A 14,888-nucleotide genomic window follows, 5' to 3' on the forward strand; every position below is an offset into this window, starting at 1 on the left:
GGGGTGACCGGGCCGTTTGCACTGCCAGTTGGGGGTGACCAGGCAGAACGAGTCCCAGCGGCGCTCGCGCCACGCGTGGCCGACCCGGTGCGCCTGGACGACGTGTTCGATACCGCGCTCGTGCAGGCAGTAGCCGACCGACAGCCCCGCCTGGCCCCCGGCCGACGACGGCCACCGGACAGCGGTTCACGGGAGCAGGACGGGCGGTCCCGGACATGGACGAGCGTCTCGGCGACGTGCTGGGCGGATGTGCCGCGCCAGGAGGGCTCGGCGAGCACGACATCCGCGAGATCCTGCCCCGTGGTGGCACCCCCCGGTGGGGCGCGGCACCGGGTCGAGGCTCGCGCCGACGGCGAGCACCACGACGGCCGGCCTCGCGGACGACCGCGAAGCCGCCCGTCGCCGCGCGCGGCTCGGACGGGTGGGACATGTGGAGGTACGCCCGGTCGCCGTGGGCCACGACGTCCAGGACCGGCGGCCCCACCTCGTCGAGGCCGTGCCCTGGAGACCGGTCAGGGCGGCGACGGACGCACGGCGCGGCGGCCGAACTCGCGCTGATCGGAAGGGTGGCGGCGCTTCGCCCGGCGACCGGCCTTCGGCGACCGCGTGAGCGGCGCCGGGGCCGACGTGAGCCGGGCCCCCGGCCGGGCCCCCGGTCGCGGGCCCGGGAGGAGCCGCCTAGCGTGGAAGACGTCCGGGCGGGGGGCGGCACGGCGGACGTGGGGGCCGTCCTGTCTTCGGAGGTCCCCCCGTGGGTACCGTCTCGTTCCTCCTCGTCGTGGTCGTCCTGACGGCCCTGGCCTTCGACTTCACCAACGGGTTCCACGACACGGCCAACTCGATGGCGACGTCGATCGCCACCGGGGCCCTGAGACCACGCGTGGCCGTCGCCGTCGCGGGAGCGCTGAATCTGGCGGGCGCGTTCCTGTCCACGGAGGTTGCCAGGACCATCTCCGGCGGCATCGTGGACGACGCCAAGGTCTCCCTGGTGATGATCTTCGCCGGGCTGGTCGGCGCTCTCCTGTGGAACCTGCTGACCTGGCTCGCCGGGCTGCCGTCGAGTTCGTCGCACGCGCTGTTCGGCGGGCTGATCGGCGCGGTGTGGGTGGGCGCCGGCACATCCGCGGTGCAGTTCGGAGCGATCGTCGAGAAGATCCTGATCCCCGCCGTCGTCTCGCCGCTCGTCGCCTGTGTCGTGGCCCTGCTGGCGACCTACTTCGCCTACGTCATCACCCGGCGGACGGCCCCCGACCAGGCGCGGCGAGGATTCCGCCGGGGGCAGGTCGGTTCGGCGTCGCTGGTGGCGCTGGCCCACGGCACCAACGACGCGCAGAAGACCATGGGGGTCATCACCCTGGCCCTCATCTCGACCGGGGCGCTCGCCCACGACTCCGCGCCGCCCTGGTGGGTGGTACTCATCTCCGGAACGGCGATCGCGCTCGGCACGTACACGGGCGGGTGGCGCATCATCCGCACCATGGGCAAGGGGCTCACCGACATCGAGGCGCCGCAGGGCTTCGCGGCCGAGACCAGCGCGACGGCCGTGATTCTCGCCTCGTCCCACATGGGATTCCCCCTGTCGACCACGCAGGTGTGCACCGGCAGCATCCTGGGCGCGGGCCTGGGCCGCAGGCTGGCCCAGGTGCGGTGGGGTGTGGCCGGGCGCATCGCACTGTCCTGGCTGCTCACGCTGCCCGCGGCGGCGGCCGTGGGCGGCGCGGCGGCCTGGACCGCCGGCCACGGCACCGCGGGCGTGGCCCTGGTGGCCGCCGTCGCGGCCGCGGCGGCGGCCGGGTTCTGGGCCCTGTCGCGCCACCGGCCCGTGACTCCGGACAACGTCAACGAACTGCCCGCCCGGCCGGCCGAGTGCGTGCAACAGCCTGCGGCGTGAGAGCCGGCCGCCCATCCCGTCCGGCAGCGAAAGGAGGCACCACGATGGACATCGACTGGGCCGCCCTCGGCGGCGTGTTCGGTGTGAGCCTCGGGATCACGCTGCTCACCGTGGTGCTGTTCTCCCTCGGTGTCGCCGCCCAGCCCCGTGGCGACGGCGGAGGCCACGGCGGGGAACGCTCCCGCGGTGCCAACCGGACGGCCACCGTGGCAGCGGTGCTGTGCTTCGGCGCGTGCCTGGCGGTCGCCGTCTACGGGCTCACCCTGATCATCGGTGGCTGACATCCGCCGTACCCGAGGCCTCCTCCAGGCCCGAGGCCTGGCCTGCTGACCCGAACTGCCTGAGACAGCCGGGGCGTTGTCAGTGGCGGCTGGCAGGATCGCCGACATGACGGACCTCATGGACGACTGGCGGTCCTTCCTGGTGCGCTGGAGCCAGGAATGGGCGGACGCACAGGACCCCGGCGCACCGGCGAGCGAGCGACACGTGTGGGACGAGGAGCCTCTGCGTACGCGCTGGCTGGGGTTCCCGCCCGCGTCCGAGGAGCGCATCCGCGCCCTGGAGGAGCGGCTCGGGCACCGGCTGCCGCCCTCGTACCGGACGTTTCTGGCGGTGAGCGACGGCTGGCGGCACGCGGGCGGCTTCGTCTGGCTGCTCGCCGGCATCGACGCGGTGCGCCGGCACGAGGACGCGGCGGGCCTGGCCGAGTACTTTCCCGGGGATCTGGACGAGGACCCCACGCCCGAGGACGTGTTGCTCGCCGGGATGTGGGAGCGCGCGCTGCAGCTGGAAGTGGAGTCGGACGCGGTCTACGTGCTGCTGGACCCGGGGGACGTGGGCGACGCCGGCGAGTGGGCGGTGTACTGCTACGCGTCGTGGCACGCGAGTCCTCCGCAACGGTACGCGTCGTTCGGCGCGTTCATGGAGGCGATGTACCGCGAGTTCCACCGCCTGCAGGTGAGCCGCTCGGAGCGGGCGGGGGCGGAGTTCGTCAACGCGACGACGAGGGCCCTGGACGCGTCCGTCGAGGCCGCGCGGCTGGACGCGCTGGGCGGGAGGTACGAGCGGGCCTCGGCATCCCTGGCGGAGGCGATCGCGTACGGCAGGCCCTGGGCGACGGGGCTGCGCGACCAGATCCGTCGGCTGCTCGGGGAGACCTACATGGTGTATTTCCCGGCGCTCACGGCCGACCCGCTGTACGCGCCCGAGTTTCTGGCCGTGCTGGCGGCCGAGGACGTACGGCACCACCGGGACCGCCCGTCGTCGGCCCACCACCTGAGGGGTACCTCCGACGAGGTGCGCGAGGCGGCGGGCGAGATCCTGCGGCAGGTGGGGGACGGCACCTTCCGCTACACGGCCGAAGGCCCCTTCGGCCGTGCCGTGGAGGAGGCGCGGGAGCTGGCACGCTGGGGCGACGGGGACGCGGCCTGGCGCACCCTGCGCGCCGCGCTGCCCGAGTGGCGGCCGATCGGCCCCGAGCACCTCGCGCCGGTCGGCCTGTGCGCCGACCCGCTCCTCGGCCCCTTGATCACCCCGGAGCGGGGCCGGGAACTGCTGGCCACACCCCGGGCCGGGCAGCGGGGCGACGCACCGGCTCCCGCGGCCGACCTGGATCCGCCGGGCCTGGCGTGGCTGGCGGACGGCGATCCCGGCAACTTCCTGGTGTCCTACCGCTTCGTCCTCGTGGAGTCAGTGGAGCCGGCCGAGTTGCCCGGTCGTATCGGCGCCCCCGACAACGCCGTACTGAACGCGCCGGTGACTTTGTGGGACTCGCGCACGCGTTTCCCCGGCAACCGCGCCGTGACCTGGGAGGACGAGGCGCTGGCCGCCGTCGGCCGGGCGGGCCCCGGCTGGAGCTTCGCCTTCGAGCCACGGCCGGGCGGGTCCTTCGACGAGCGGTGGTTCGTCTCCCCGGGCATCGCCGCTTCCCGGGGCACCCGTGCGGTGACGGTGTGGAGCGAGCCGGGCCGCCTTCACCGTCCCGGTGTCTTCCATCTGTCCGTCACGGACAACGGCGAGGAGCGGTACGCGTTCACCGTCCGGGGGACCTCGGTGAGCAGACGGGGGTCCGTGCCGATCGCGCTGGACCCGGACCGTCTCTTCCCGCAGGACGACGCGCACGCCGAGCGGCTGGGCGAGCGCCGTGCCCTGGAGGCCCTTGCCGCCGAGTTCGGCGTGCTGCTGCCCCGGTTCGCCCTCAGTCGCGGACGTCTCCACAGCTTCCGGACCCGGCCGTGGAACCGGCCGCCGGGACCCGGCGAGGGCTATGTGACGCTGGGCGTGGTCCGCGCGCGGCCCTGACGCCATCCGCCGGCCGCCGTGGCGGGATGCCGGTCCGTGAGGCCAAGGGGCGGTGCGCACGCGGCCGGGGTTGAAGCGGTGGGCAAGGGAGACGGTGAGGGAGTCGCCGGTGCCCCCGGGCAGTGCCGGGGATGCGGGCGCGGTGGCCGGTGCCGACGACGGCCGTGCGGAGAGGGGGAGTTCGACCCATGGAGGGGGCGCTTTCCGGCAACCGCGAGGGGGGAGTCTCCGGTGACCCGATTCTTGTCCTGCGCGGGCACACTTCCCTGGCACAGGCAACCCACAGGTCCCGTTTCTCTTCCTTCGAGGCGCGAGGGGCTCCCGGTATCGACGGGGCGCCCGCGCTCGAAGTGTGAGGAGGGGATCCTTGAACCGTACGCGGCGCACAGCGGTCACCGTCGTGGCCGTTCTCGCGGCCCTGGCGGGCTCACCGGGACTGGCCCAGGCCCAACATCCGACGAAGGTACAGCCGTTGACGCAGAAGGTGGACAGCCCACTGCCGCCGGGCTGGCGCGTCACCGGGAAGGGCGTGGCGCGTGAGCTGGTCTGGCGGTCGGACAGGCCCGTGCCCGTGGGCGACGCCCGTGTCGAGTTCCGCGCGGCCGGCCAACTGCTCGGCATACCGAAGGCGGCCAAGGACGGCCACACGTTCCGGCTCGCTCTCCACGGAGCCACCCCGCTCAAGGACCTTCAAGTCCTGGCGGCCGGGCGCCGGTTGGACGCGCCCGCCGACAACACCGGCAAGAAACCGAAGAACTCCCTCAAGGCCGCCCAGCCCCCGGCCCCACTCCCGGCGAACTCCGTGGACCCGGGCAGGCCGGGCGGGTACCGCACGGTCACCGGCGAGTACCACCTCGACCCGGTGAAGCTCCCCGGCTTCGCCCAGCCGGTCGAGATGCAGGCCGTCGTCGTCGCGCCCACCGGCGCCACCGGCAGGCGACCGCTCGCCCTGTTCCTCCACGGCCGCCACGCCACCTGCTTCAAACCGGGCGGGTCCGAGGACGACGTGACCCTTGAGTGGCCCTGCTCGGCCGGCACCCAGCCGATCCCGAGCCACAAGGGCTACCTGAAGGACCAGAGACTGCTGGCCTCGCAGGGCTATGTGACGGTGTCGATCTCGGCGAACGGCATCAACGGCCAGGACGGGGACGTCGAGGACGGCGGTGCGCAGGCGCGCTCCTCGCTGGTGCGCCGGCACCTGGCCAAGTGGGCCGGCTGGGCCGCCCACCCGGGCACCGCCCCGGCGGCCGTGCCCGACGCGGCCCAGGCCGACCTGTCCCGCGTGCTGCTCGTCGGCCACTCGCGCGGCGGCGAGGGCGTCAACCGGGCCGCCATGGACAGCCTCTACCCGCCGCCCGCCGCGCAGGACGGCTACCGCGGCCCGGTGCGCTGGAAGATCCGCGGGACCGTCCTCATCGGACCGACGATCTTCGGCCAGAATCCGGTGGCCGACGTGCCGTCCACGACGATCCTCCCCGGCTGCGACGGTGACGTCTCCGACCTCCAGGGCGAGGTGTACGTCGACGGGACGCGCGGGGTCAGCCGGGGCACCGCCCTGCACAGCGCCGTCTACGTGGTCGGCGCCAACCACAACTTCTTCAACACCGAGTGGACGCCGGGCAAGTCCGAGGCACCCTCCTTCGACGACTTCTGGGACGACCCGGAACAGCGGCCCGACCCCGTGTGCTCCACGGGCGCCCGCACCCGGCTGACCGCCGACCAGCAGCACCAGGCGGGCGCCACCTACATCGCCGCCGCGGCGCGGCTGTTCGTCACCGGCGACGACCGGGTGCGCCCGCTGCTCGACGGCTCGGGCCGACGCGCCCCCTCGGCCGACCCGGCCCGCGTGCTGACCCACGCGGTCGGCGCGCGCCGCACGGGCGGCTTCCTGCCCGACGCCCCCGTGCAGGTGACCGGCGGCAGGCTGTGCTCGGCGCTCGACCCCGACCCGGCCGTGGCATGCCTCGACCCCGACGCCGCGGGGAGGTCGCCGCACTTCGCGCGGTGGTGGACGGAGAAGGAGGCCGGTCGCGGCGCGGTCGCGCTGAAGTGGTCGGCGCCGGGCGCGGCGACAAAGGTCCGCCCCGCCGCTCCGGTGTCCCTCGCGGGCGCCAAGAGCCTTGCGCTTCGTGTGTTCGTGCCGCCGAACACGACCGGCACCGAGCTGGACGTGGCCGTCACCGACTCCGACGGCCGCCGGGCCGAGCTCGGCCAGGTCCAGGTCGACGGACTGCCGGGCACCGACCGCACCGCCTCCTACTGGGCGCGCGAGCTGCGCGTCCCGCTGACCGCGGCCACCCGCGCCGGCCTCGACCTGAGGCACGTCAAGTCCCTTGAACTGAGCCCGCGTTCACCGTCAGGACAGGCCTGGCTGATGGATGCCTGGGGCTGGGCCCCCGGCACCCCGGCGGCCAGGACCGCGACACTGCCGCGCGTCGACATCGGCCGACTCACCGTCAAGGAGGGCGACTCGGGCACCCTCAGCTACCACATCCCGGTCCAGGTCTCCGGGCACGGCAGCGGCACGGTCCGCTTCTCCGTCCTCGACCCGGACACCGGACAGGCCGAGGACAAGCTGGTCACGGTATGGCCGGGCAGCGCCCCCATCGACGTGCCCGTGAAGGTGAAGGGCGACACACGCTTCGGCTACGACGAGCAGTACGACGTGGTCGCGAAGGCCGTGCGCGGCGCCGTCATCGGCTCGTACCGGGGCGGGGTCACCGCGGTGAACGACGACCCCGCGCCCGCGGTCACCCTGACGCCGGTCACGGACCGGGTGACCGAGGGAGGGACGCTGACGTGGCGGATCTCGCTCTCCGAGCCCGCCGAGGTGGACATCATGCAGCCGATGCGGGTGCTTCCGGTCACCGAGGGCGCCGAACTGTCCACCAAGGACGTGGACCCGCAGTGGCTGATGGACCGCGCCGGTGAGCTCCCCGACCCGGAGCGCGCACTCTCCCGGGCGGACCTGTGGTTGGGGACGGACATCCCGGCCGGGACCACCACAGCCGACTTCACCGTGCCGACGGTGACGGACCAACTGGCCGAGCCGGCCGAGTCGCTACGCCTCGCGCTGACCGACGACAACGCCGAACCCCTTCCCGGCCATCCCGTACTGACGGGCACGGTGGTGGACGCACCGTAAACCGCTCCGCGCAGGGGGCATGGACAGGGTGGTCCATGCCCCCTATGTGTCGCCACGGGATCGGCGGGGAGCCCGCTGGATCACGAACACCTGGGATCCGTCGATCCGAAGGAAGTGCCCCATGTCCATGGCGCGCCGGCACACGGCGCAACCGGGAGGGAGGAGGGCCGGCGAGACGGCGCGGTACGCGGCACCGCACTCCTCTTCGACGGCCTGCGCTACGGTGCCGAGGCCGCGGCATGACAGGCCATGGCCGTTCGGCTACTTGAGTTCGGCGTCGGTGTAGTAGCCGCCCGCGACCAGAACACTGTCGTAGTTGGTCTTGTCGACGCTGATGGGCTGCAGCAGGTAGGCGGGCACGACCTTGGCGCCGTTGTCGTAGGTCCTGGTGTCGTTGAGCTGCGGCTTCCTTTTGTTGAGCACGTCGTCGACCATGTTTGCGGCGACATCGGCGAGCAGTCGGCTGTCCTTGTAGACGGTCTGCGCCTGCTGACCCGCAACGATCGACTTGACCGAGGCCAGTTCGGCGTCCTGCCCCGTGATGACCGGGAGGGGCTTGCTGAGGGAGCCGTAGTCGTCCGCCCTCAGCGCTGCCAGGACGCCGATGGATATGCCGTCGTACGGCGACAGGACCGCGTCCACCTTCTTGGTCTTGTACGACGTGGCGAGGATGTTGTTCATGCGCTTCTGCGCGGTGGCACCGTCCCAGCGCAGGGTGGTGACCTGGTTGAGCGCGGTCTCGCCGGACTGGACGACCAGTTGCTTGCTGTCCAGGAACGGCTGCAAGAGGTGCAACGCGCCGCTGAAGAAGTACTTGGTGTTGTTGTCGTCGCTGGAGCCGGCGAACAGCTCGATGTTGAACGGGCCCTTGCCGTTCTCCAGGCCGAGCTTGTCGATGATGTAGCGGGCCTGGAGCCGGCCGACCTGCTCGTTGTCGAAGGAGGCGTAGTAGGTGACGTTCTTGGTGCCGAGGATGAGCCGGTCGTAGGAGATCACCGGGATCTTCGCGTCGGCGGCCTGCTGGAGCACCTTGTTCAGCGACTTGTTGTCGATGGCCGCGATGATCAGTGCGCTGACGCCTTGCGTGATCAGGTTCTCGATCTGCGAGACCTGGGTCGCCGGGTCGTTCTCGCCGTAGACCAGTTTGGTCTTGTACCCATTGGCCTGCAGGTCCTTGACGACGCTCTTGCCGTCGGTGATCCAGCGCTCGGAGGCCTGGGTCGGCATGGCGATGCCGATCGTGCCGCCCTTGGAGCTGCCCGTGCTGTTCTGGCCGCCGCAGGCTGACATGGTGAGGGCGACGGAGGCAGTTCCGGCGATGGCGGCGAAGGCGGCTCTGCGATTGCGCATGGTGATCGTTCCTAGTTCTTCTCGTCGTTGAGAAAGATGACGGCGTATCAGATGTCTGTGAGAAGGCGGCGGTGGAGTGAGCCGGGCGGCGAGGAGCAGGCCGAGCGCGAGTCGCTGCCGTGCCGCAGCCGGAATGAGGTCCCCGCGTATGGGTGCCGTACGGGTGGATCCCGGGCGCCCTGAACAGCCCGAACCTGAGGTGGAGCGGTGCGCCGCGGCGGATCAGCTCGGCGACCTTGCAGATCCGCACGCGGCCGCCGAGGTCGTCGGGGTCTTTGGTGCACATCTCCATGGGAGTGAGCCATCAGTATTCCCTGACGAGGTGACCGACGGTCAGGTTCTCCGCAACATTGTGGAGTCGGGACTCAGGAGCCTCGGTGCCTCGCGGATCGCCGATCGACGCGTCGCGGCCCAGGCATCCGGGTCTTGCCGATCCGCGTGGCCCCTCTGCCGGCGTGCACCTGAACGCATGCCGGGCCGCGCCGCGGGGTTACGTCCACACGTGTTCCAACTCCGGTGATGCACAGGGCACTTGCCTTTCAACCGTTCGAAATGTCGTCACACGTTCGGAACGTAGGCGTGACCCTAGGAGGGCGAGCGCGGGGGTGTCAACGGGGGAGGACCGGTAAGGATTCCGGAAAGGTGTGGGAGATTCGCTGCCGGAACGCTCGGACCTGGCCTCCCTCGCAGGACTGCGCCACTGGTGAGGCAGGCGAAGCAGCCTCTGGCACCGGGTGGCCGTTCCCCTCCGGGGGCCCCTCCGACGTAGCCTGAATGCTCCGCGCCGAACTCCCGCTAGGAGCACCGTGAGCATCGCAGAGCCGCACGCCGGACCGCCCGCCTGGCGGCTGCTTCTCGGGTACGTACGACCGCATCGATGGGCGCTGCTGGCGGGCGCGTTGCTGGCGCTGACGACCGGCGCCACCGGTCTGGTGCTGCCGCTCGTGGCGCGGGGGCTCATCGACGACCTGTCGCACGACCGGCCCATCGGGCGGGCGCTCATCGGCATGGCGGCGCTGGTGGTCACCAACGCCGCGGTGGGAGCGCTGGGTTCGTACGTACTGCGGCGCACCGCCGAGTCGGTGGTGCTCGGCGCGCGGCGCGCCCTGTCCTCGTATCTGCTGCGGCTGCGGATACCGGCCGTGGACCGCAGCGAACCGGGCGACCTCATGGCCCGCATCACCTCCGACACCACGCTGCTGCGCGAGGTCACCACCGATTCGCTGGTGGGCATCGGCACCGGCGGTCTCACCCTGGTGGCGACGGTGGTGATGATGGGCCTGGTCGACGTGGTGCTGCTCGGCGTCACCCTGGGGGTGATCCTGTGCGCGGGCACGGTGCTCGGCGTGATCGTGCCCCGCATCAACCGGGCCAGCAAGCAGGCGCAGGACGCCGTGGGCGTGATGGGCGCCTCGCTGGAGCGGGTCCTGGGCGCGCTGCGCACGGTCAAGGCGTCGGGTGCCGAGCACCGGGAGGAGCAGACCATCCACGCGGCGGCCGAGGAGTCCTGGCGGCAGAGCGTACGGGCCGCCAAGTGGTCGGCGGCCGCGGGCAACACGGCCGGTCTCGCGATGCAGATCGCCTTCATCACGGTCCTCGCGGTGGGCGGCGCACGGGTCGCGACCGGCGCGATCGAAGTCGGCACGCTGGTCGCCTTCCTGCTCTACGTCTTCTATCTGATGTCGCCGATCCAGCAGGTCGTGGGCGCGATCACCCAGTACCAGACCGGCGCCGCCGCGCTCGCCCGCATCCAGGAGGCGCTGCGGCTGCCCGCCGAACCGGACGCGCTGCCCGCGCCACTGCCGACCCCCGGCGCCGCGCCGGCCGCGCTCACCTTCGACGACGTCCGCTTCCGGTACGCCGACGACCTGCCGTACGTCCACCACGGCGTCACCTTCTCCGTCCCGGCCCGCGGCATGACCGCCTTCGTCGGCCCCTCCGGTGCCGGCAAGACCACCGTGTTCTCGCTGATCGAGCGGTTCTACGACCCCGAGGCGGGCGTCATCACGGTCGACGGCCGTTCCCTGGAGCAGTGGGACCTGCCCCGGCTCCGGTCGGCCATCGGGTACGTGGAGCAGGACGCGCCGGTCCTGTCCGGCTCCCTGCGCGACAACCTGCTGCTGGGCAACCCGGAGGCCGACGACGCCGATGTCACGCGTGTGCTGAAGACGACGCGGCTCGACGGGCTGGTCGCCCGGCTGCCGCGCGGCCTGGACACACTCGTCGGGCACCGCGGCACCAAGCTGTCCGGCGGCGAACGCCAGCGGGTCGCGATCGCCCGCGCGCTGCTGCGCCACCCCCGCCTGCTGCTCCTGGACGAGGCGACCTCGCAGCTCGACGCGGTGAACGAGGCCGCGCTGCGCGACACGGTCGCCGACGTGGCCCGCACGACCACGGTCCTGGTGGTCGCGCACCGGCTGTCCACCGTGACGATGGCCGACCGGATCGTCGTCATGGACGCGGGCCGCGTACGCGCGGTGGGCACCCACCGGGAACTGGTGGCCGGGGACCCGCTCTACGCGGAGCTGGCCGCGACCCAGTTCCTCGCGACGGCGGGCTGAGGCGAGCGGATCGCCGCGCGTTCTCCGTACGAAGTTTCCTTCGCTCGGCCCGGGACACAAGTGTCTGCCCCCGGCACGGGGTGCCGGGGGCAGACACGGGCGGACAGGCCGAGGCCCGACCCGAAGGACAGGCCCTAGGCCTGGAGGCCCGGGAGGACTCCGGTGACGGGTGCGACCAGGTCGGTGACCTGGTGCAACTGGTTGAGGTCGTTCAGGCGGTTGAGCCCGCCCAGTTGCTGGGAGACGCGCGGGATGTCGGCCTGGTGCTCCGCGGGGATGTCGCTGACGGCGAGCGCGTCGAGCTGGGTGACCGGGTTCAGCTTCCCCGCGTCCGGGGCCTCGGCCGCGGACGCCATCGGCGCGGCAAGACCCGTGACACCGACGGCGAGACCAACGGCGGCGACCATACGTCGTGTTGAGATCATGCTTGCAGCAACGGTCCCGGACGGCGCGCGGTCACGGCCGTCCCCCGCTCCTCACCCGAGAGGCGCATCCCACCGGCTGGGCTTGCCGTGGGCCATGGGGCGGAGGAGGCTCGGTAGAGAGGCCCTTCGCGGTCCCCCCCTTGGTGGACCGCGGCCTTCCGAGGAGGTCGACATGGGCACCATGGCAGGCCCCGCCTTCGACACCGAAGCGCTACGCCGGGGCATAGAAGGACACAGTGCGGCGGATCTCCTGTCGCTCTACGCGGACGACGCGGAAATGACCATCGTCGACCGCAACACCCAGCCAAGCCACCCGATGATCAAACACGGTCGCGGCGAGATCGCCGAGATGCTCAACGACGTCTACAGCCGCGACATGACCCACAAGTTGGAAGAGTGTGTCGTCCAGGGCGACCACGTCGCGTTCACCGAGTCCTGCCAGTACCCGGACGGCGTGCGGGTACTCGCCAGCTCGATGATCTCGCTGCGGGACGGCAAGATCGTCGAACACACGCTGCTCCAGGCATGGGACGAGTAGGAAGGAACTGGCCGAAGGTCCAGATCAACTCTCGCCTGACCTGGACCTTTTCGGCGAAGGCCGCGATGGGCCGCTCGCGCTCGCAGCGGCCTCTGCTGCCACGACCAGTTTCCGCAGCAGGTCTGCGAGCGTCCGCTTCTCTGCTGGGGTCAGTACTGCGAGCAGCGCGTTCTCACCCCGGTCCTCCGACACCGCGTGCTGTTCGAAGGCGGCGTATCCGGCGTCGGTGAGCCGCACCTCCACGCGACGCCGGTCGGCCGTGTGGTGGGTACGGGCGATCAGCCCGTCGTCCTCCATCGGCCCCAGCCGCGCCGACAGTGCGCCGCGGGTCAGCCCGAGCATGTCGGCGAGCTGCGAGGGGCTCGCCGCGTAGGGCGGGCCGAGTCTGCGCAGCATCAGCAGCACCTTGAACTGCCAGTGCTGCAGGCCGTCGGAGTCGAGCACGTCCCGGCGGGCCTGAGCCGCGTGCCGGGCCAGGATCGCGAGCCGGACGAAGATCTCCTCCTTGACCGGGTCCATCCAGTCGAGTTCCTTCGCCCAGACCGCGACGTGCCGGTCGACCGAGTCCGCCGCGGACGCCTGCCCCCGCGCGGACTTCGACTCTTCCGCCTTCACATCTCCCGCCTTCACGTCTTCCATGCGCCACTCCGTAGATAGTTTTCTTGTGGATAGTTTTTCTGATTACTACTTTCCCTGCCATGACGAACACCGCAAGTACCCTTCGTACGGCCGTACCGCTCGGTGAACTCATCGCCGTAGCAAGGGAGTTGAGGATCGGCGCTCGTTGGGAACGCGCTACGCGCCTGCTCGACTCGGCCGAGGCGAACGATCCGAGGTCCCGTGCCCGCCTCGCCGTGGCCGCCGCCGAAGTCGCCCTGGAGAGCGACTGGTTCGGCGGGACCGCCCTGGCGGGGCCACGACTCGCCGCCGCCGAGGAATGCGTCGAGGTCCTCATCGCGAGCCTCGGCGGGAAACCCGCAGATGAGGCGCACTCCGGCATCCGCTGGGATCTGGACTTCCTCCGGCTGCGCCACGGCTACCTCGGGCAGGTGCGCGTCGACGGTGCCTTCCGTGTCGGACCCGAAGGCAAGGACCCGGACGCGCCGACCGCCCTCCGCACACACGCCGAGCGGCTCCGCGGCCGGGCCCCGGACGAGGTGCGCCGGGGCTGGGCCGAGATGTATCTGGGCCTCGTCGCCGACCATCTCTGCGCCGAGCGCGACGTCGCGCCCGGCCACTACGAAGCCGCGCTGCGCGCCGGTGAAGCGGGTGAGGCAGGTGCAACGGATGCGGCAGGTGAAGCCGGCGGCTCACACGACTGCGGTGACGATCTACTCGTCCGTGAAGCGCTGCGGCACCTCGGCGATCACGACCACGATCACGGTGACCACGCACGGGCACGGGAGCGCTGGAGCAGGGCGACCGAGCTCGGCGCCCGGGCCGGGACCGTCCCGGGCACTCTCTCGCAGCAACTGCTCCTGGCGGTGATGGCGCGCGACGCGGGCGATGAGGCCGGGGCCGTCGCGCTGGTCCGCGAGATCGCCCGCTGGGCCGGGGCCATCGGCGCCGTGACCACCGAGGCACAGGCCAGGGGGTTCCTGGCCGGCGTCGACCCGACGGCGCCGCCCGCTCCCGCCGAGTCGGGCAGCTGATCGTACGAGCTACCCTGGTCGCGGGCCGTGACTGGCGCTGAGGTGGAATACCACCGGGGAGCGGCCTGACGAACGGGTCTTTGCCGCGCGCCTGGGCGATTGTGTCAACGACGCTCAGGAGTAGCTCATGTCCCAGGCCCAGCTCATGGACGGCGCGGGTCTCGCGCGCCGCGTCGTCGAGGAGACCGCGCAGCGCTCGGCCGCACTCTCCGGACGCACGGGGATGTCGCCGTGTCTCGCGACGGTGCTGGTCGGCGAGGATCCCGCCTCGGTCACCTACGTCCGGATGAAGCAGAACCGCAGCCGCAAGGCCGGCATCGAGTCCCGGCACGTCGCCCTGCCCGCCGACACCACCACCGCCGAGCTGGTCGACACGCTGAAGGCGCTGTCGGGCGACCCGACCGTGCACGGCATCCTGCTCCAGCACCCCGTCGGACCGCACATCGACGAGCGGGCGGCGTTCGAGGCCATCTCGCCGGAGAAGGACGTCGACGGGGTGACGCTCAGCTCGTACGCGGCGATGAGCTTCGGGCTGCCGGGGTTCGTGTCCTGCACCCCCGGCGGCATCATGCGGCTCCTCGACGCGTACGACGTCGACCCGGCGGGCCGGCGCGCCGTCGTGGTGGGCCGCAGCGCGATCCTCGGCAAGCCGGTCGGGATGCTGCTGCTCGGACGCGACGCGACGGTGACGTACTGCCACTCGCGGACGACCGGTCTCTCGTCGGTCGTCCGCGAGGCGGACATTGTGGTGGCCGCCGTGGGCCGGCCCCGGCTGATCCGCGGTGAGGACATCAAGCCGGGAGCCGTCGTGATCGACGCGGGTTACAACGCCGGGAACGTCGGCGACGTCGACTTCGACACCGCCCGCGAGCGGGCCCGGCTGATCACGCCGGTGCCGGGCGGTGTCGGCCCGATGACGATCGCGGTCCTGCTGGAGCAGACCGTGACCGGGGCCGAGCGCCAACTCGGCCTCCGGTAGAGCGCTTCGGCCTCGCCTACCGCGTTGGGGATTCCGCTACAGCGTT

At 71.9% G+C, this 14,888-nt stretch carries 11 protein-coding genes, 1 pseudogene and 1 riboswitch; of the genes and pseudogenes, 8 read left to right on the forward strand and 4 right to left on the reverse strand.

What is annotated here, in order from left to right:
- Positions 1 to 751 precede the first annotated feature (751 nt).
- The 4 genes from ACZ7M2_RS22150 to ACZ7M2_RS22165 all read left to right on the forward strand — a co-directional run bounded on the left by ACZ7M2_RS22150 (position 752) and on the right by ACZ7M2_RS22165 (position 7,337).
- Entirely contained in the window at positions 752 to 1,891 is a 1,140-nt protein-coding gene (locus ACZ7M2_RS22150) for an inorganic phosphate transporter (protein ID WP_471596698.1), read from the forward strand.
- Between the two features lie 44 nt (positions 1,892 to 1,935).
- Complete coding sequence (locus tag ACZ7M2_RS22155) at positions 1,936 to 2,172, forward strand: hypothetical protein (RefSeq protein ID WP_471596699.1); 237 nt, start codon at positions 1,936 to 1,938, stop codon at positions 2,170 to 2,172.
- Positions 2,173 to 2,278: 106 nt separating this feature from the next.
- Positions 2,279 to 4,192, forward strand: coding sequence for an SMI1/KNR4 family protein (locus ACZ7M2_RS22160; RefSeq protein WP_471596700.1), 1,914 nt, complete (start codon positions 2,279 to 2,281; stop codon positions 4,190 to 4,192).
- 367 nt (positions 4,193 to 4,559) lie between these two features.
- Positions 4,560 to 7,337, forward strand: a complete 2,778-nt coding sequence (locus ACZ7M2_RS22165) for an alpha/beta hydrolase (protein ID WP_471596701.1) — start codon at positions 4,560 to 4,562, stop codon at positions 7,335 to 7,337.
- A 261-nt stretch (positions 7,338 to 7,598) separates the two neighbouring features.
- Here the strand turns inward: ACZ7M2_RS22165 and chvE are convergent, their stop codons facing one another.
- The gene (gene chvE, locus ACZ7M2_RS22170) at positions 7,599 to 8,687 is read right to left on the reverse strand and encodes a multiple monosaccharide ABC transporter substrate-binding protein (protein WP_352045188.1); all 1,089 of its coding nucleotides are present in this window, start codon (positions 8,685 to 8,687) and stop codon (positions 7,599 to 7,601) included.
- Between the two features lie 93 nt (positions 8,688 to 8,780).
- Positions 8,781 to 8,982 (reverse strand): annotated as a pseudogene (locus ACZ7M2_RS22175) (hypothetical protein); the annotation flags it as partial.
- Positions 8,983 to 9,493: 511 nt separating this feature from the next.
- On the opposite strand from ACZ7M2_RS22175, the gene ACZ7M2_RS22180 reads away from it, so the two are divergent.
- Entirely contained in the window at positions 9,494 to 11,248 is a 1,755-nt protein-coding gene (locus tag ACZ7M2_RS22180; RefSeq protein ID WP_471596702.1) for an ABC transporter ATP-binding protein, read from the forward strand.
- 134 nt (positions 11,249 to 11,382) lie between these two features.
- Here ACZ7M2_RS22180 and ACZ7M2_RS22185 read toward each other — a convergent pair whose 3' ends face one another.
- Entirely contained in the window at positions 11,383 to 11,673 is a 291-nt protein-coding gene (locus ACZ7M2_RS22185) for a hypothetical protein (RefSeq protein WP_471596703.1), read from the reverse strand.
- 172 nt (positions 11,674 to 11,845) lie between these two features.
- Here ACZ7M2_RS22185 and ACZ7M2_RS22190 point away from each other — a divergent pair, with 172 nt between their 5' ends.
- On the forward strand, positions 11,846 to 12,211 hold the full coding sequence (locus ACZ7M2_RS22190) for a nuclear transport factor 2 family protein (RefSeq protein WP_095850866.1): 366 nt from the start codon (positions 11,846 to 11,848) through the stop codon (positions 12,209 to 12,211).
- Positions 12,212 to 12,235: 24 nt separating this feature from the next.
- Here ACZ7M2_RS22190 and ACZ7M2_RS22195 read toward each other — a convergent pair whose 3' ends face one another.
- On the reverse strand, positions 12,236 to 12,850 hold the full coding sequence (locus ACZ7M2_RS22195; protein WP_471596704.1) for a MarR family winged helix-turn-helix transcriptional regulator: 615 nt from the start codon (positions 12,848 to 12,850) through the stop codon (positions 12,236 to 12,238).
- A gap of 59 nt (positions 12,851 to 12,909) precedes the next feature.
- Here ACZ7M2_RS22195 and ACZ7M2_RS22200 point away from each other — a divergent pair, with 59 nt between their 5' ends.
- Positions 12,910 to 13,863: a hypothetical protein gene (locus tag ACZ7M2_RS22200; protein ID WP_471596705.1), complete on the forward strand. Its 954-nt coding sequence runs from the start codon at positions 12,910 to 12,912 to the stop codon at positions 13,861 to 13,863.
- Positions 13,864 to 13,880: 17 nt separating this feature from the next.
- Positions 13,881 to 13,967: riboswitch (ZMP/ZTP riboswitch) on the forward strand.
- Between the two features lie 23 nt (positions 13,968 to 13,990).
- Positions 13,991 to 14,842, forward strand: a complete 852-nt coding sequence (locus ACZ7M2_RS22205) for a bifunctional 5,10-methylenetetrahydrofolate dehydrogenase/5,10-methenyltetrahydrofolate cyclohydrolase (RefSeq protein WP_471596706.1) — start codon at positions 13,991 to 13,993, stop codon at positions 14,840 to 14,842.
- Positions 14,843 to 14,888: the final 46 nt, after the last annotated feature.

The sequence above is a fragment of the Streptomyces sp. NPDC111507 genome (assembly GCF_055638955.1).

What these genes read in the sequence shown, in the direction of transcription:
- ACZ7M2_RS22155 (WP_471596699.1), top strand. Translation starts at nt 1,936, where the DNA reads ATGGACATCGACTGGGCCGCCCTCGGCGGCGTGTTCGGTGTGAGCCTC.
- ACZ7M2_RS22160 (WP_471596700.1), top strand. Translation starts at nt 2,279, where the DNA reads ATGACGGACCTCATGGACGACTGGCGGTCCTTCCTGGTGCGCTGGAGC.
- chvE (WP_352045188.1), bottom strand. Translation starts at nt 8,687, where the DNA reads ATGCGCAATCGCAGAGCCGCCTTCGCCGCCATCGCCGGAACTGCCTCC.
- ACZ7M2_RS22185 (WP_471596703.1), bottom strand. Translation starts at nt 11,673, where the DNA reads ATGATCTCAACACGACGTATGGTCGCCGCCGTTGGTCTCGCCGTCGGT.
- ACZ7M2_RS22190 (WP_095850866.1), top strand. Translation starts at nt 11,846, where the DNA reads ATGGGCACCATGGCAGGCCCCGCCTTCGACACCGAAGCGCTACGCCGG.
- ACZ7M2_RS22195 (WP_471596704.1), bottom strand. Translation starts at nt 12,850, where the DNA reads ATGGAAGACGTGAAGGCGGGAGATGTGAAGGCGGAAGAGTCGAAGTCC.
- ACZ7M2_RS22200 (WP_471596705.1), top strand. Translation starts at nt 12,910, where the DNA reads ATGACGAACACCGCAAGTACCCTTCGTACGGCCGTACCGCTCGGTGAA.
- ACZ7M2_RS22205 (WP_471596706.1), top strand. Translation starts at nt 13,991, where the DNA reads ATGTCCCAGGCCCAGCTCATGGACGGCGCGGGTCTCGCGCGCCGCGTC.